Origin of the sequence: Candidatus Pelagibacter sp. RS40 (assembly GCF_002101295.1) — a bacterium.
Lineage (GTDB): Bacteria > Pseudomonadota > Alphaproteobacteria > Pelagibacterales > Pelagibacteraceae > Pelagibacter.
Genome location: NZ_CP020778.1, coordinates 337,705 through 354,130, shown reverse-complemented (window position 1 = coordinate 354,130; position 16,426 = coordinate 337,705). Strand labels below are relative to the sequence as shown.

Sequence of the window (16,426 nt, the reverse complement as noted above, 5' to 3'; positions counted from 1 at the left end):
ATTTTTTTGTGAGATGTATAAGACTTTATGCTTTCAGTTAATGATTTTTTTTCAGGTTGTGGTGGTCTTTCACAAGGCTTTAAAGAAGCAGGATTTAAGATCCAAGTCGCTGTAGACAATCAAGAAGCATTTTTAAAAACTTTTTCACATAACTTTAAAGATTCTCAAACAAGAAATTTAGACTTAGGTGATAGCAATATTCTTAAAGATATTCCTAAGTCAGATATAGTTGTTGCTGGTCCTCCTTGCCAAGGATTTTCTCTTACTGGACCTAGAAATATTGATGATCCAAGAAATAAATTATATTTATCAGTTTTTGAAACTTTAAAATTAACAAATCCAAAAGCTTTTGTAGTTGAGAATGTAAGGGGTTTAAAAACCATGTGGGAAGGAAATGTTTTTAAGGAGATAATTAAAAAATTTGAAAGTGCAGGATATATAGTTACCGAAAGTTTATTAAATTCAGCTGATTATGGAGTTCCACAAATTAGACATAGAGTGTTTATTGTAGGTATAAAAAAAGAAATTAATAAAAAATTTGAATTTCCTAAACCAGAATTTGATAAAGATGATTATATCACATGTGGTGAGGCTATAGGTAATCTACCAAGTCTTGAGAATGGAGAATTAAAAAGTAATGATTATAACGAAAAACCAATAACAAACTATCAAAGGTATGTAATGGATAGTAATAAAATTTATAACCATGAAGCTACATTGCATAAGCAATTTGTAAAAGACACAATAGCTTTAGTCCCAGAAGGTGGTAATTATAAAGATCTACCAAAAGGAGTAGGTGATAGTAGAAAGTTTAATGAGGCTTGGACCAGATATCACAGTAAAAAACCCTCAAGAACAATAGATACAGGTCACAGAAATCATTTTCATTACAAATGGAATAGAGTGCCAACAATAAGAGAAAATGCTAGACTTCAATCTTTTAAAGATAGTTTTGAATTTTTAGGAACAAAAACTTCTCAAAATGTTCAGGTAGGAAATGCTGTGCCACCTTTATTAGCATTTAAAATTGCGAAAGAACTTAAGAAATTTCTTTAATGAGTATTAAATTTATAGATTTATTTTCAGGTTGTGGTGGTTTAACGGAGGCCTTTTTAAACAATAAAAAATTCTCTCCAATAAAAATTATTGATAATGATAAATTTTGCTACGACACTACAATTCATAGACTTAAAAAACTTAAGTTTAAAAATCCTGAAAAAATTGCGCAACTAAAGGATATTTCAAGCAATAAAACAATTAATGATTTCAAAAACATTAAGTCAGATATTGTGATTGGAGGGCCTCCATGTCAGGCTTATTCAGTTGCAGGCAGAATTAGAGATAAGCATGGTATGAAAAAAGATTATAGAAATTACCTTTTTGAGTCATTTCTCAAGATTATTAATTACAGCCAACCGAAGTTCTTTGTAATGGAGAATGTTCCAGGAATGCTGAGTGCAAAACCAGGAAATATCAAAGTTACAGTTAGAATTAAAAAAGAAACTGATAAAATCAAATATTATATCCCTGAAAATTTATCTGAATGTGTATTTGATTTATCTAAATACGGCGTACCTCAGAAAAGGAAAAGAGTGATTATATTTGGAGTAAGTAAAAAATTAAAAAACTTCAAATCAATATCAAAGAAATTTTACGAAACATTAAGATCCCAAGAACTAAAAAAAATAATTACTGTAAAACAAGCTATTGGAGATTTGGATAAATTTTATCCTTTAAACAAAATTATAAAGATTAAAGGAAGAAAATTATCCCACAAATCAAATTCAAATAAACCAGATCATTACCCAAGATTTCATAATGAGAGAGATATAAAGATTTTTAAACTTTTAGCTGAAGATATAGAGAAAAAGAAATTCAAGTATAAAACAGTAAAAGAATTACAAAAACTTTATACAAAAATTGTTGGAAAAAAATCTAATATTCATAAATATTATGTGCTTAGAAAAGACGAGCCTAGTAATCTTATACCTTCACATTTATATAAAGATGGCTTGAGACATATTCATTACGATTCTAAACAAGCACGATCAATTACGGTAAGAGAAGCAGCAAGGCTTCAATCTTTTCCCGACAATTTTAAATTTGTTGGACCAATGACTGAACAATATAAAATGATTGGTAATGCAGTTCCGCCTAAATTTTCTGATTATTTATCTAAAGTGATTTTAAAATTATCTCTTAAATATTGAGATAGTCCAATTGGCTTATCTACGCCTAATGGTTTTAATCTTCCAAAAACGAATTTTCTATGGACTTCTAAATATCTTTGATCTGGCTGATATATCTCATCTTCAGGTATAAATATTTTTTTTCCGTGGTATTTACCTATAGGCTTATCTTTTAGAGTTTCATGGACTAATATTTTGTAATCATTATCAATAGTAAACTGACCTATATCAAACGCCCAATGAAGATCTAAACTTAGCAATATTCCGTTACTTGGTCTAAGAGGTCCGAACCATGAGTCTGGCCACAAATGTGCAGCCTGCACATTCATGTAAGATTTTTCATTATTCTCATTATCTACGGTGAGATCTATTTTATCTCCTAAGACACAACACTTAAAATTGTAAGCTATTCTAACATATTCCTTAAATTCATTTTGTGTATTACAGATCGTCTCAGGATTTTTGTATTTGATTTTGGCCTTTTTTGAAAAAACAAAATTTTCAAGTTCTATATCGGATGTATTTATAAAGTTAAGTTCCTCGAAAGTTCCATGATATGTTCTGCGATTTTTAATTACCCTATGCTCTTTTGAAGTAAGTTTTTCTAATTCATTATACTCAGAATTTAATGGAGAAAATCGAAAAATTTTATAATAATTATCTATCTCCTCATTTGATTTAATTTGATATCTAAAAAAAACAGCATAATCACCTGGCCTGAAATGATCATGAGAGGGAAAGGAATCTTTATTTAAATAAAATCTTAAATCTGATCCTAAGTGTTTACTTTGATTGAATTTTTTACCCTTGTGCCAATTAAAATAACAATAAGTTACTTTTCTAGATGTATCGTCAATTACTCCAATTAATCTGGATCTATCATCTACATCTAGATCAAATGGAGGAAAAAAATCTCTAAATTTTTTTGAGAAGAGTATGTATCTCCCTCTTTGCTTACCGCCTTTTCCTTCAGTATAGCTTAATTCTTGATGGCCAAGTTTCCTTACATAGAAATTCATTTTACAATATTAATTATCAAAGATCTTCATTATGCCAGGTAAAAAGATCCGCTTCAAAAGGAAAATCAAAAAAATAGGAAAGTATAGGATAAGAGCACATTAAACGGTAAAGTTAAGTGGTTTAAAAAAAATTAAAATAGAATTGAAAAAATTAAATTTAAGTTTATATTAGTCAAAGGTAATTAGTGATTATGTATACAGGTTATATATATACTTTCATTCAGCTACCTCTTAACCACTGAGTATATATACAACCTGTATAATAAATTATATCGCATACCTACCAACGCTGATCACGACTTTTTAGTGTAGGTGACAAATCTTAGCTATTAGCTAACGTTGGGTTCGGAATAGATATGATTCTCACTTAAGTTTACCTTAATTAATAACGTTTAAGAATTTAAATGCTATCGTTTATGCGTTTGGTTCAGAAAGAGGTAAAATGAGTAAAAAACTCAAACAATCAAATGACAATCAAAGTCATGACAATTTAATACAATTACTATCCATTCAAACTCCTGATGAAAGGCAGAAGCTCTTACAAAATATAGATGGCATACTTTGTAATATATTGGATCTTGAGCCAAATGACCTGCCTTGGTTAAATCCTAATAAACATGAGGAGAAATGGGAAAAATTGATGAAAAACTTAAGATTAATAATAGGAAAAATTGAATACGAAAGTATGCAAAAAGAAAGGACGGTTCATTAATGAAAAATTTTTTAAGGAATAAAATGAAAGATAGGCTGTCCTACTGCAAAGATTGGAAAAATTCAGTTGATTTATATATTGCAAATAAACAAATAACTAAAAAAGCAGATAAAGAATATTATAAGTCAAAACCTATACTTAAATTAGTTTTAGATATTTATTTTTTGCCTTACAATTTACTCAGATTATTTAGGTATTTAAGAATGGTTCATGAGTACAAAAAAAATCAGGTCGAAATAAAAGTACTATCTAAAGAACTAGGAGACTATGAAGATTTTAAATAATAAAATTTTTACGTCACCAAGTGATTTAAATAACTTTGTTAGCTGCAAGTATCTCATTAAAAATGAAATCAAATTTTTAAATAAGGAAATTCAAAGAAATCAGGAAAGTATAGACAAAAAGCTTTGGAAAGAATTTGGTCTTAAGCATGAAAACAAACATTTCAAATTACTTAAGGAAGAATACAAAAATGTCATATCGATTAAGCAGGATTTGAAAGAAGAAGAAAGATTCAAACAAACTGTGAAGGCAATTAAGGAAGGATTTGATTTAATTTATCATGCCTATTTTATTGATGATAACTTTAGAGGGGAAGCGGACTTTCTTATAAAAAACGATACCAAATCAAACATAGGTAATTTTAGTTACGAGGTATACGATACAAAAGTTAGTAGAAAGCCAAGACCTAGACATATTTATCAGATAACAGCCTACTCTTCTATGCTCAGCAAAATACAAGGAATTCTTCCCGAGGCAATGTATTTAATTGATGGTTCAGATATAATCCATAAATATAAAACCAAAGAATTTTTAGATTTTTATTTGTTTACAAAAAACAATTTTGAAATTTATTTAAAAAACATTTCTAAAGAAAATATTTATCCTGAAAAAAATTCTAATTGTGCAGTATGTGATTATACAGAAGTATGTGAAAATATTTGGGAGAGGGATAATTATATTAACCAAGTTGCAAAAATTAACAAATCTCAAATCGAAAAATTAAAAAAAGTTGGAATAACTACAGTTAAACAGCTAGCAGAAGCAAATATAGATAAATTAAAAGTTAAAATCAATAAACAGGCTTTAAAGGATAGAATTTCACAAGCTCAACTCCAAGAGGAGAAAAGAGAAACAGGTCAAAGCAAATACATTATTTTGGACTCTGATAAAGGAAAAGGATTTTATAAGTTACCTGAACCAGATGACGGTGATCTATTTTTTGATATTGAAGGTTTTCCTCAGGAAGATGGACGCGGGTTCGAATATCTACATGGTATTTATTTTAAAAATAAAAATGATTATGAGTTTAAATTCTTCTGGGCAAAAGATTTTAAAAAGAAATATGAAAAAGAAAACTTTGTTGAATTAATAGAATTTCTCAAGAATCATTTTAAAAAGTATCCAAAAGCCCATCTTTATCACTACAACTCTTATGAAAAACGTTCATTAAGACAACTCGCAAGTCTTTATTCATCTGATTTTCCAGAGGGAAGTAATTTTGTGGACACGCTTCTGAGAGCAGAGAAGTTTGTAGATCTATTTTTAATAATTAATCAATGCGCAAGAACCTCAGAAAAAGATATGTCTCTTAAATCTATTGAAGGAGTTTTATATAATTTTCAAAGAAAAGGAGATGTTAAAAAAGCTGAAGACAGTGTAAAACTTTATGATTACTGGTTAACTTCTAAAAATGAAGACACAAAGAAAGATATAATTGAGTACAATAAAGAAGACTGTGTATCAACTTATCAATTAAGAGAGTTTTTAATTAAAAATAAACCAGATACAATTGAATGGTACTCTATTACTCCAGAGGATGAGAAAAAATCATACGATAAAAAACCTTGGGAGGAGGCTGAAGTAGAATTACTCGAAGCACTAGATAAAAAAGAAATAGCAAAAAATCCTTTAACTCAAACAATTAGGAATCTTGTTGGCTTTCATAGAAGAGAGCAGAAACCGGAATGGTGGGAAATGTTTGATAGAATGGAAAAAACACATGATGAGTTAGAAGAAGATGCTGAGTGCATTGGACAATGCATTCTTCAATCTCCTAAGCCTGAAAAAGTAGATAAAAGTTTTATTTTTACATACCAGTTTAACGATCAAGATTATAAACTAAAAAAAGATTCGAGCGTCTATGATGCTCATATGAATACCTCAATTGGAAAAATTGAAGAAATAATTGAGCAATCACCTAATAAGAATATTGTCAAAATTAAGCTTTCAGAAAAAAAATATAATTCTATGGGTGAAATGCCAAGTGTAGTCTCACTTTCTAGAAGGGGAGCCCCTAATATTGCAGTGCTCGAGCAAGCTTTAAATCGATTTGTTGAAGATTACATAAACAAAAAAGGTTCAAACTATAAATCTATAATTGACCTACTGAACAGAGGAAACCCTGATCTAAAAGATATTAAATCTGGAGATCCATTAATTAATGAAAGTGAAAATATTACTAGTGAGTCTGTAAAAATAATTAAACAAATGAAAAATACTTGTTTAAGTATTCAAGGACCTCCGGGAACAGGTAAAACTTATAACAGCGCTAAGATAATCATAGAGCTGATGAAAGATGGAAAAAAAGTTGGTGTCTCTAGTAACTCACATGAAGCAATAAAAAATCTTTTATTTGAAATTGAAAGGCAGGCAAAAGCTGAAAGCTTTAAATTCAAAGGAATTAAAAAGAGTAGTAATACCAATTTATTTGAAGGAGAATTCATCATCGATGTAATTAAAGATAAGTTAATAGATATAAAAGATTTTTCTTTATTTGCTGGGACAGCTTGGTTTTTTTCAAATATGAGAATGGATCAAACTTTAGATTATCTTTTTATAGATGAGGCTGGACAAGTTTCTTTGGCAAATACAATCTCTATGGCTACTAGTGCTAAAAATTTAGTGCTTATTGGTGACCAGATGCAGCTATCCCAACCAATTAGAGGAACGCATGAGGGATATGCCAAACTAAGTGCGCTTGATTATATTTTGGAAAATAGAGATACAATTCCACCAGAACAAGGGATATTTTTAAGAGAAACAAGACGATTAAATAAACAAATATGCAAATATATATCTGATAGCTTTTATGACTCTAGGCTAATTCCTCATAAAATTACAGAAAGTAGATCAGTAAATCTAGGTCTTAAAAATATTGAGGATGAAGGAATATTTTTTATCCCGACTGATCACTTTGGAAACTCTCAAAGGTCAGATGAGGAAGCTGAGATTGTGCATAATTATTACTCAAAAATAATAAAAAAAGATTTTGAAGATGAGAATGGAAAAGGAAAAATTGATATTGAAAATATTATGGTTGTTGCACCTTTTAATGTTCAAACAAATAATATTAAACAAAAATTATTAAAAAAACATTCTGAGGATACAAGAATTGGTACGATAGATTTATTTCAAGGGCAAGAAGCAAAAGTAGTCTTTATATCAATGACTAGTTCGGATGCAGAAAATCTTCCAAGACACAAAGATTTTTTCTTTAATAGAAATAGGCTTAATGTTGCAATCTCCAGAGCTCAAAATGTTGCTATCATTCTTTTCAATCCTAATCTTTTATTAGCATCTGCCAACAGTATACATGAAATGAGGTTAATGAATAACTTTTGTAAGCTTCTTATGTTTGAGGTTAAGAAATGAAAAAGTTTTTTTTAATAGTATTGCTATCTATATTCACGATTAATTTCTCTTATGCGGATAGCCATTGTAATATCGAAAGAAAGGAATGGATATCGTATCTTAAAAAAGAGTTAGCAAAAGATATTCAAGATGTAATCTATTCAAAAAATGAATGCTATATCAATGTGGTGGCTTATGAGGGCAAGACAATGGAAGAACATCGTTTTATTAATTCTGCAAAAAATAGAGAGAATTTTATTAATCCAAATTTTGAAAATAGTTTTAACGAATTATTTGGAGATCTTTTTAAAGAAATAGAAACACCACCAATAAATTGGGTTCCAAAAAATTTTAGAGATGAAAAAAAATTATAACAGAAATCCTAAAGGTTTGAACCAATGGGTGCTGAGAAGTAATGAAGAAATTCAAAAGATAATTGATAAACATCCTACATGGACTAAGAAAGATTTTCGTGGTGAGGGTAAATTAAATCCAAAAAAACAAAATGCTTTGTTAAGTAGAAAAGAAACAGAAAGAACAGGGTTAAAGTTCGGTCATTATGGAAAAAGGAAAATATCTATTAAAGAAATTTATAAACACTCAACGGGAGAAAGTATTAAAGAATTTGAGAATAAACAAATAGATGAAGATACTTTTAGAAATAGAGCTAGAACTAAAAAACAACGAGATCTGAGTACTAATTAATGAAATTTAGAGAATTTTTAGACACTCAACTTAAGAAAGGAAATACAAGTTGGGAAAGTAGAAGTGAAATTATTCGTGCATCTGGAAGCCCCCAAAGCGGCCATACAGTAAAAGTTTTAAAAGAGTATGGGGATAAATTTCAGTTTGGATCAGTCACCGAGATTAAAAATAAAGAAATTAAAAAGTACTTTGCAAAACAACCTAAGGATAGCTTTATAAGCGTGGAAGGTGCAGCTAAACAAATACAGAAAGAATTGCCTAAAGGAATTATAATTGGTGAAACTATAATCTACAGTCGCTTAGAGGATCCAAGTTTTAATGTTAATAATTTAAAACCCCAAACACTTGATAATCAGGTATCTAAAACAGCTCCATATGATGTTAAAATTTCCAAAGAATTTAGAAAAAAATTAAAACAACTAAGGGAGCCTGGTGTTTATTTATATATTGAGGTTACACAGAGAGGTGGAAATACTCTAAGACTTAAAACCGGGGGAGAATTATTTAAAACTTCTGATAGCTCCTATCCTCCAAACGATGATAGTTTAAAGTTAATAAAAAAAGTCATAGAAGAAAATAGAAAGTAGAGTGTAAAAATTAGTAATTTATTATGAAAAAACTTAGAGATCCATATCCAATAACAGATGTTTATTTATTGGAAATGAATGCTGTTGATGCAGCAACTGTTACAGTTGGTGATTTATGTGAAAGATTAAGTAATGATTTCGACACAGGTATAGACTCCCCTAGCGTCAAAGAGGTTACTGAACACTTCAAAAATATTGATGCATCAAAGTATAACTCTATTTCATATGGTAATGGAGCTGATGGAGGATACTCCGTATACGTAGGCGTAGACTCTAAAAATAGAGTAAAAAAAATATTTGCCGAAGCCACAGTATCAGAATATCGAGATCATCCTGAAGACAGACAAAGTTATTGCTCCTTTTGGTGGGATAAAGAAGATTTTAATGATCAGTTTTTTAACAAAGTTCCTGAAAATAGAATTAAATTATTTGATTTAAATTCAAAATCTGGTCTTATTGCTGTTGGTGACCATGCAGGGCCATTAAGATCTTTGTTAGGACGGAACGATGATGGTTTTGATATCGATAGCAACTCAGAACTAAAAGAGCACATTGATTTAAATTATTTTAAAAAAAATGGAATTTTTCAAAATACAACACCAATACTTATAGTTAAATTCTCATATGGACTTATCACAAAGGCTCAGCCCTCAAGCTTTGGTTCTTCAGTTATACACAAAAAATTAGAACCTCATCAGGAACCTATAAATTATACGTTTACTGAATTTTTTAGTAATTTATTGGATGAGGGTTGTTACCCAACTAAATATATTTTTGAAGACTATTTATTAAAGATAAATACTGATGAGTACAATGAAGATGCAAATATGTACTCAAATTTCAATTATATTATCAACAAAAACGTAAAATTATCTGGTGAGTATATCTCTAATAGACTTCCAAAAGCTATACAAATACTAAAAAAACAAACTAAAATTTTGTTTAAAGAAAATTTTAAAAAAGCTTTTGAAATAAGAAAAAAACTATTTGAAGATTTCATTATAGGAATAATTAAAGATATTGAACCTCAAGAATTAGATTTACCCACGTTTGGTAAAAAAAAGCAAAAAAAGAAGCTTAGTGAAAAAAAACTTGAAATATCTCATACAGAGGGTGTAGCCGAATTATTTGATGGATATAATTTTAGAGAGGATATTAGTTTTTCACTTTCCAGAATTATTTTTCCAGTAAACAAAGGTCAGTATCCAGTTTATTTACATTGTTATAAAGACAAAGAGTTTGATGACGGGGAAGGGGGAGAATTTGCATATGTAAAAATTGTGGTTGAAGGCATTAAGGGTTGTTATTTAAATAAAAGCAAAAAAGGTAAATTAATAGTAAATAAGGTAAATAAGGAAAGTCCATATTTAAGAAATGCGATTAAAAAAAAGCTTAAATATGCTCAGGTAGATAAAATTGATTTAAGAGATTCAAAAAGTTTAAACGAAATTGAAAAACTAAAAGATATTGAGCATTTAGTATTGGCAAATATGAATTATATAAAAGATTGGTCACCTTTATCAAAATTAAAGAAATTGAAACATTTACATTTGGATACCTGTATCATTGATTGGAATACAGCTAGCTCTTTTTTTAAAGCAATATACAAACTCCCAAATTTAGAAAAATTATCAACGGATATTCACACTTGGTTGAGAGAACCATTTGGTGAATTTCCTAAAAATATTTATCCAAAAAAGCTTAAGGATTTTGAGGTGATTGTACCTAAAGATTTAAAAAATGAAAAACCAACAGATGAATATTCAGATCACAAAGGATATGCTGCTAATGATCATGAGCAGTATTATATGGCACGAATATTACAAGTACACAATTTACCAAACTTTGGAAAAATTAAATCATTAGAAAAACTCAGATATTATAACTATTTTTCAGTAGATCACAAAGAGGGGAATGCAATTAACATTCTTTGTTCAGAGTACTTAGATTTAAGCAGTTTAAAAAACCTAAATAATCTTAAAGATGTTTGGATTTATGGTTATGATTTTAAGAAAAGTAACGAACTTAGAAATACAAAATTTATAGATGCAGCAAAAAAAATTTTAAAATATCGAAAAGTAAAAATTAATGGAATTTCTGAAAAAACTTTTAAAAGTTTATAAAAATTTTTTACCAACGGACTTACCAACGAATGCAAATTTTATGTCTAAAATTCTAGAAAAGTACAATCTATGATTTGTAAAGTAAACTTGTATGAATTTTAAAATTGTTGTATTACCTTATTTAATTTCAAGGGCCTGTAGCTCAGTTGGTTAGAGCAGTACACTCATAATGTATTGGTCCCAGGTTCGAGTCCTGGCGGGCCCACCAAATAAGTTAACTATATTTAAATCTAAATATATTTATGCTTCTTAAACAAAATAATTCTAAAAAAAAAATTTGTATATTAGAAAAAATATGGACAATTCTGATTTGAACTATACTAAATTATTCTATAATACAAAATTAAACTTAAATGTTAGAGTAAGATTATGCATTAAATACTTAATTTTTAGTTTCAAAGTCTTTCGCATAAATAACAAATATTTAGTATTCAAAGATTTATTCAAAGTTTTTTACATTTAATAAGCCGTGTCTATTGTGTCGAAAAAAAATTATTCTTTTTTAGAAATTTAAAAGCCTCTTTAGCAAAGATTTCTGTCATTTGTTCTCCAGGATGACGATCTCCTGGATTTGCCCACAAAAGGCGATAAGGTATATGAGATGTTTTTCTAACTACCTCAGGATAAGTATTAATAAAATCTATCTTATGTTTTTCAAGAATGGGTATAATTTTTGAGTTTACAAACTTAAAATGTTTATCATAATTGCTTGGTGTCAGAATGAATACAAATGGAACTTTATTTTTTTCTAAATAAATTTTAAAATCAATAATTAATTTTTCGTATAACTCTAAATTTTCTTTTGTGTACAATCTTTTAATATGGTCTTCACAATTAGCTATATAATTAAGTCTAACTAAATGTTGGTCAATAAATAATACTGTATAAAATTTGCTTGCTCTTTTCCAAAAATTACTAATTTGAAAAGCTTTAGATTTACATTTTGGAAATTTCATCAACTCTTCTGGATCGTTATCAACAAAACCAATTATTAAAAAATCAGGTTTGTATTGAAGCCCATGTTTCTTAAAAAAAAAGAACTGATCTTTAGAACTCCATCCCCCAACCCCCCAAGCAAGTGTCTCTACAGAATGCTCCACATTTATCAATTTATTTAGTTTATGGGGCCAAGATTGCTTATATGGAAGTCCCTCTCCAAAAACAAATGAATCACCGAGAACAATAATTCTTTTTTTAGTACTTTTTTGTTTCTTAGGAATGTCATCATTAAAAAAAAAATAACCATTTTTTTCATTATTTTTTGCTCTTTTATAAAGTTCATTCTCTATTGAATGACGTATTTTAAGTGAATCTGGTGATACCCAAATTGTAGAGTATCGCTCAAAATAACCAGACCTTAGCAATATCTCAAGAAAAAAAAATACAAATAGAAAGCTAGAAATTGTCAGTATTACTGATGATAAAATTTTTCTCAAAATATATAATTATTACTTTCAATATTTATATAATTTAATTAAATTCTTTTTTTATTTTACGCAACCATTAAGTAAAATAATATATTTGATAGTGTTTGTATTTTTCGGCTTTAATTTAAAATTCAATTTTTAAAATATAAATTATTAAAATATCTAATTTTATGGATTTGAAATCGTTAACTAACTAGTACGCTCTCAATCCTTTAAATAAAGATGATATTTACATCTAATTTATAATCATAACTTTAATAAGATTTTGTAAAAAATCCCTCTAATTTAATTATCCAAGTTTTGACCACCTTCTCCAAAAATATATGTGATACAACTTTAGGTTTAAAAAATCTGTCTTTGATAATTTTTTTTAAATTTATTATCTTAAAAATAATTATGAACATAAAAATTAAGGTGTTTCCTAAATATGCTTATCTAGCATCTTCAAGTATTGCATTTCTTTTTTTTTGCAACTTTGCATACAAAGCTACAATTGCTTATTTAATTCATAAAGAACTTTTTGGAGATGGAATTGATGTATTAGTATCCCTAAGAGCGGCACTTGCTGGAATAATGTTTTTATTAATTATTCTTTTTTTTCAGTTTATAAAAATAAAAGATCTCCAAAGTCAGCGGACAATATTGAGAGGAATATTTATTGGATGGTCAAGTTTATTTATTATATTAGTAATTTTGAATTCGAACTTAATTCACTTTATTGTTTTGAGTGGAGTAGCTGCTTTAATAAACCTAATATCGTTGTTTAGCCTTGAAGATTTAATTAAAGATGAGAGAAATACTCTAACAGATAAAGAAATATATCTATTACAAAAGCTTGCAAATAAAAAATAATTATTTGATTATAAATTCCTCTAAAACCTTAAATAAAGAATTAATATCTCCATTATTATTTTGAATTACTGAATTAAATTCTTCTTTTTGAGTTCTTGCCAAACTTAGTCCCTCTACCATTAAATCCCTGATTAAAGGTTTTTCTGGATTTTTTGTATAAATTCTCCAATCAATTTTTACTTCTGGCCTTCCTTTGCTTGCCTCAAGTATACTATTTACTATTGTATATTTATCACTTACTTTTTTTTCTGAGACTACATTTATTTTTGGATCAGTATAATCTACCAATCGACTTGAGAAACTCTTTAGAAAGTAGCTTTTAAATAATTTTTGATATTTTGACTTTTCTTCCTCTGAAATTGTCTTTCTATACTTGCCAAGTGTGTACATACCTATTCCATTAATATCTACGCTTTTTTCTGCAATATCGTTTAGTTTTATTATTTTAGATTCAACTGGATCATCACTAGATAATATCATTGAAGCTTGATCAACAATTTCCTTAATTAAATCACTCGGATTTTTGGCATATGTGGGCTTTGATATAATCAAACAAATTAAGATTATAAATATTATTCTAAGAGAATTCATTTAATTTTACTGGGCGTCAACTTCTTCCCAATCATCATCACTCAATGTTTCAGTAATTTCATCAAGATTTTGTATTTTTTTTCGTCTATCTTGTAAGTATAAACTTCTTACAGAGGAATAAAGATCTAATGAAGTTCTCTCTAAACTATCAAAAGACTCTAAATTTTTGGCTCTAAAGTCAACACCACTCATAACTCTGCTTAAATAATAATCTGCTTCATTAAAATATTGAGTATCATTAGCTATTGTAACGTTGTACCACGCATCACCTCCCATTATGTTAGCAACCGAACCTAATGAGTCTCTTACAGTTGTCGGACCCAATACCGGCAAAACAAAATAACATCCTTCACCTACACCCCATGTGCCAAGAGTTTGACCATAATCTTCTTTTTCTCTTTTTTCTAAACCGTAGTAGGATGCAACATCAAACAAACCACCAATTCCTAATGTCGTATTAATAACAAACCTTAATGTATTAACTCCTGCATCTTTAATTTGACCTTGCAAAATATTATTTGGAATTGTTACTACATTTCCTAAATTGCCTAGAGCATTGCTTGCTCCAGATCTTACAGGCTGAGGGAGCTTCCTATATCCAGTTGCCAACGGTTTAAAAATTACTTTGTCTAAACCTTGGTTGAATGCAAAAATTCCACGATTAACTTTTTCGAAACAATCATTAATTTCTCCAGAACTAGATTTATTTTCTATTTCAAGACTTCCATCAGAACCAGCATTAGCAATTGAAAACAACATATTACTCACAAATATTAATATTATGATTTTAAAGTGCTTTCTCATAAAACGATTTATATTATAACTTCAAATTATATAAAGATTAAATTGTTTAAATTTATGCCAAATATTGTTGAAAAAATGACTATAAACTATTCTCCAAACTTTGATTTAAAGAGAAGAAAAAAATCAAAAATTAAATATTTAATATTTCATTACACTGGAATGAGGAGGGATAAATTTGCAATTGAAAGACTAACTGACATAAACTCAAAGGTGAGCTGTCATTATTATATCGATCAAAAAGGTCGAATTATTCAAATGGTGCCAGATTTATACGTTGCTTGGCATGCGGGTAAATCATTTTGGAAAAACGACAAAAAGTTAAATAAAAGTTCTATTGGTATAGAAATTTCAAATCCAGGCCACGATTATAAGTACAAAAAATTTAGTAAAAAACAAATTGAAAGCTTAATTAAATTATCGAAAAAATTAATTAAAGATTATTCAATAAAAAATAAAAATATTCTAGGACATTCTGATGTAGCTCCATTGAGAAAAAAAGATCCAGGTGAATATTTTCCTTGGCATTTTTTATATAAAAAAAATATTGGTGTTTGGCACAAATATAAAAAAAATAAAGAAGATCAATTTAAGATAATAAAATCTAAAATATTGGAAAAAAATTTTTTTTCAAATTTGAAAAAATTTGGATATTCAATTTTATTTGAAAATTATTCAGAAAAAAAAAAATTGATAAAAGTATTTCAAATGAGGTTTAGACCTGAAAGGGTAAGTGGTATTTTAGATCTTGAAACTTTTAATATATCAAAAACCCTTAAATAGCTTATATTTAAAATTATTGAAAAATTTATAAAAATTCATATTTTCCAGTTGCCAGATAAATGACTTATCACTTTAAAAAATTAAAGAGGAAAGTCCGGGCTCTACAAAGACACAGTGCCAGTTAACGACTGGCGGGGGAGACCTTAGGGATAGTGCCACAGAAAATAAACCGCCTTATCAAGGCAAGGGTGAAAAGGTGTGGTAAGAGCACACCGGCTAAGTTGGTAACAGCTAGCGCATGGAAAACCCCACTGAGAGCAAGACTGAGTAGAGATGACATTGTTAGAAATAACTAAAAGTAGTCTTTGGCTAGTCATCAGGGTTAGTTGCTTGAGCTTTAAAGTGATTTAAAGCCTAGATAAATGATAAGTTTAAACGACAGAACCCGGCTTATAGTTTATCTGGCATTAAAAATTTAATCAAAAAATAAAGCTTATTAAAGACTTGTAAGTAGAATTTCCGCGCAGGATTTTCTATTGAAAATAGTAGTAAAAACCCATAATATCCCATATATTCCCAAATATGGAATTATTAAAATTATATAAAAATGTTTCTTTCTACTTACGAAAACAAAATAGACAAAAAAGGGAGGGTTTCTGTGCCTGCTCCCTTTAGATCATATTTGTCAAATCTTGGGTATAATGGAATAGTTTGTTTCCCATCTTTTAATCACTCATCGATCGAAGCTTGGCCACAAGATAGAATAGAAAAAATATCAAATGCAATAGATTCTTTAGATCCATTTGAAGAAAAAAAGGATTATTTTGCAACATCAATTTTATCAGAAAGTATAAATCTACAATTTGATAGTGAGGGTCGTATTGCACTAACAAAAAAATTATTAAAATATTCGAAAATTAGAAACAGCATACTTTTCGTTGGTCAGGGAAAAACATTTCAAATATGGGAACCAACTTCTTTTGAAAAATTTAGGGTCAATGCTAGAAAAAAATCAAACATAAATAGAAACAGCCTTAAATGGGAAAAAAAACTTAATAACTAAA

At 28.5% G+C, this 16,426-nt stretch carries 16 protein-coding genes, 1 tRNA gene and 1 other RNA gene; 14 read left to right on the top strand and 4 right to left on the bottom strand.

All coding sequences use genetic code 11. From position 1 onward, the window contains the following. The first annotated feature begins 27 nt into the window (after positions 1-27). Positions 28-1,056: a DNA cytosine methyltransferase gene (locus tag B8063_RS01900; protein ID WP_085068928.1), complete on the top strand. Its 1,029-nt coding sequence runs from the start codon at positions 28-30 to the stop codon at positions 1,054-1,056. Further along, positions 1,056-2,210 (top strand): DNA cytosine methyltransferase, encoded by a 1,155-nt coding sequence (locus B8063_RS01895; RefSeq protein WP_085068926.1) that lies wholly within the window; start codon positions 1,056-1,058, stop codon positions 2,208-2,210. Before B8063_RS01900 ends, B8063_RS01895 begins: the two co-directional genes overlap by 1 nt. Here B8063_RS01895 and B8063_RS01890 read toward each other — a convergent pair. Further along, positions 2,168-3,208, bottom strand: coding sequence for an HNH endonuclease (locus B8063_RS01890; protein WP_085068924.1), 1,041 nt, complete (start codon positions 3,206-3,208; stop codon positions 2,168-2,170). The two genes, B8063_RS01895 and B8063_RS01890, sit on opposite strands and share 43 nt — an antisense overlap. A 442-nt stretch (positions 3,209-3,650) precedes the next feature. Between B8063_RS01890 and B8063_RS01885 the strand changes: the two genes are divergently transcribed. The 8 genes from B8063_RS01885 (at position 3,651) to B8063_RS01850 (ending at position 11,176) form a co-directional block, all read left to right on the top strand. After that, a complete protein-coding gene (locus tag B8063_RS01885; RefSeq protein ID WP_085068922.1) occupies positions 3,651-3,920 on the top strand; it encodes a hypothetical protein in 270 nt (89 codons plus the stop codon). Next, on the top strand, positions 3,920-4,204 hold the full coding sequence (locus B8063_RS01880) for a hypothetical protein (RefSeq protein WP_085068920.1): 285 nt from the start codon (positions 3,920-3,922) through the stop codon (positions 4,202-4,204). Before B8063_RS01885 ends, B8063_RS01880 begins: the two co-directional genes overlap by 1 nt. Then, the gene (locus B8063_RS01875; RefSeq protein ID WP_085068918.1) at positions 4,188-7,574 is read left to right on the top strand and encodes a TM0106 family RecB-like putative nuclease; all 3,387 of its coding nucleotides are present in this window, start codon (positions 4,188-4,190) and stop codon (positions 7,572-7,574) included. The genes B8063_RS01880 and B8063_RS01875 overlap by 17 nt, the downstream gene beginning before the upstream one ends. After that, the gene (locus tag B8063_RS01870; protein WP_085068916.1) at positions 7,571-7,927 is read left to right on the top strand and encodes a hypothetical protein; all 357 of its coding nucleotides are present in this window, start codon (positions 7,571-7,573) and stop codon (positions 7,925-7,927) included. Before B8063_RS01875 ends, B8063_RS01870 begins: the two co-directional genes overlap by 4 nt. Next, positions 7,911-8,258, top strand: coding sequence for a hypothetical protein (locus B8063_RS01865; protein ID WP_085068914.1), 348 nt, complete (start codon positions 7,911-7,913; stop codon positions 8,256-8,258). The genes B8063_RS01870 and B8063_RS01865 overlap by 17 nt, the downstream gene beginning before the upstream one ends. Continuing rightward, the gene (locus tag B8063_RS01860) at positions 8,258-8,845 is read left to right on the top strand and encodes a hypothetical protein (RefSeq protein ID WP_085068912.1); all 588 of its coding nucleotides are present in this window, start codon (positions 8,258-8,260) and stop codon (positions 8,843-8,845) included. The genes B8063_RS01865 and B8063_RS01860 overlap by 1 nt, the downstream gene beginning before the upstream one ends. 23 nt (positions 8,846-8,868) lie before the next feature. Further along, positions 8,869-10,968, top strand: coding sequence for a hypothetical protein (locus tag B8063_RS01855; RefSeq protein ID WP_085068910.1), 2,100 nt, complete (start codon positions 8,869-8,871; stop codon positions 10,966-10,968). 131 nt (positions 10,969-11,099) lie between these two features. After that, a tRNA-Ile gene (locus B8063_RS01850) sits at positions 11,100-11,176 on the top strand. A 265-nt stretch (positions 11,177-11,441) separates the two neighbouring features. Here B8063_RS01850 and B8063_RS01845 read toward each other — a convergent pair. After that, positions 11,442-12,404 (bottom strand): SGNH/GDSL hydrolase family protein, encoded by a 963-nt coding sequence (locus tag B8063_RS01845; protein ID WP_085068908.1) that lies wholly within the window; start codon positions 12,402-12,404, stop codon positions 11,442-11,444. A 387-nt stretch (positions 12,405-12,791) separates the two neighbouring features. On the opposite strand from B8063_RS01845, the gene B8063_RS01840 reads away from it, so the two are divergent. Beyond that, positions 12,792-13,247, top strand: a complete 456-nt coding sequence (locus tag B8063_RS01840; protein WP_085068906.1) for a hypothetical protein — start codon at positions 12,792-12,794, stop codon at positions 13,245-13,247. Here the strand turns inward: B8063_RS01840 and B8063_RS01835 are convergent, their stop codons facing one another. Together B8063_RS01835 and B8063_RS01830 are read right to left on the bottom strand one after the other, a co-directional pair. Next, complete coding sequence (locus B8063_RS01835) at positions 13,248-13,838, bottom strand: MlaC/ttg2D family ABC transporter substrate-binding protein (RefSeq protein ID WP_085068904.1); 591 nt, start codon at positions 13,836-13,838, stop codon at positions 13,248-13,250. Between the two features lie 6 nt (positions 13,839-13,844). Then, on the bottom strand, positions 13,845-14,597 hold the full coding sequence (locus tag B8063_RS01830) for an MlaA family lipoprotein (protein ID WP_232311410.1): 753 nt from the start codon (positions 14,595-14,597) through the stop codon (positions 13,845-13,847). A gap of 99 nt (positions 14,598-14,696) precedes the next feature. On the opposite strand from B8063_RS01830, the gene B8063_RS01825 reads away from it, so the two are divergent. From B8063_RS01825 to mraZ, 3 genes are all read left to right on the top strand, one after another. Beyond that, positions 14,697-15,422, top strand: a complete 726-nt coding sequence (locus tag B8063_RS01825) for an N-acetylmuramoyl-L-alanine amidase (RefSeq protein ID WP_085068900.1) — start codon at positions 14,697-14,699, stop codon at positions 15,420-15,422. A 51-nt stretch (positions 15,423-15,473) separates the two neighbouring features. Continuing rightward, an RNA gene (gene rnpB / locus B8063_RS01820) (RNase P RNA component class A) lies at positions 15,474-15,831 on the top strand. A 138-nt stretch (positions 15,832-15,969) separates the two neighbouring features. Further along, positions 15,970-16,425 (top strand): division/cell wall cluster transcriptional repressor MraZ, encoded by a 456-nt coding sequence (gene mraZ, locus B8063_RS01815; protein WP_085068898.1) that lies wholly within the window; start codon positions 15,970-15,972, stop codon positions 16,423-16,425. Position 16,426: the final 1 nt, after the last annotated feature.

Bases quoted from the DNA above. Each gene is read 5' to 3' on its own strand.
- B8063_RS01900 (WP_085068928.1), top strand. From the start codon at position 28: ATGCTTTCAGTTAATGATTTTTTTTCAGGTTGTGGTGGTCTTTCACAA.
- B8063_RS01895 (WP_085068926.1), top strand. From the start codon at position 1,056: ATGAGTATTAAATTTATAGATTTATTTTCAGGTTGTGGTGGTTTAACG.
- B8063_RS01890 (WP_085068924.1), bottom strand. From the start codon at position 3,208: ATGAATTTCTATGTAAGGAAACTTGGCCATCAAGAATTAAGCTATACT.
- B8063_RS01885 (WP_085068922.1), top strand. From the start codon at position 3,651: ATGAGTAAAAAACTCAAACAATCAAATGACAATCAAAGTCATGACAAT.
- B8063_RS01880 (WP_085068920.1), top strand. From the start codon at position 3,920: ATGAAAAATTTTTTAAGGAATAAAATGAAAGATAGGCTGTCCTACTGC.
- B8063_RS01875 (WP_085068918.1), top strand. From the start codon at position 4,188: ATGAAGATTTTAAATAATAAAATTTTTACGTCACCAAGTGATTTAAAT.
- B8063_RS01870 (WP_085068916.1), top strand. From the start codon at position 7,571: ATGAAAAAGTTTTTTTTAATAGTATTGCTATCTATATTCACGATTAAT.
- B8063_RS01865 (WP_085068914.1), top strand. From the start codon at position 7,911: ATGAAAAAAAATTATAACAGAAATCCTAAAGGTTTGAACCAATGGGTG.
- B8063_RS01860 (WP_085068912.1), top strand. From the start codon at position 8,258: ATGAAATTTAGAGAATTTTTAGACACTCAACTTAAGAAAGGAAATACA.
- B8063_RS01855 (WP_085068910.1), top strand. From the start codon at position 8,869: ATGAAAAAACTTAGAGATCCATATCCAATAACAGATGTTTATTTATTG.
- B8063_RS01840 (WP_085068906.1), top strand. From the start codon at position 12,792: ATGAACATAAAAATTAAGGTGTTTCCTAAATATGCTTATCTAGCATCT.
- B8063_RS01835 (WP_085068904.1), bottom strand. From the start codon at position 13,838: ATGAATTCTCTTAGAATAATATTTATAATCTTAATTTGTTTGATTATA.
- B8063_RS01830 (WP_232311410.1), bottom strand. From the start codon at position 14,597: ATGTTGTTTTCAATTGCTAATGCTGGTTCTGATGGAAGTCTTGAAATA.
- B8063_RS01825 (WP_085068900.1), top strand. From the start codon at position 14,697: ATGCCAAATATTGTTGAAAAAATGACTATAAACTATTCTCCAAACTTT.
- mraZ (WP_085068898.1), top strand. From the start codon at position 15,970: ATGTTTCTTTCTACTTACGAAAACAAAATAGACAAAAAAGGGAGGGTT.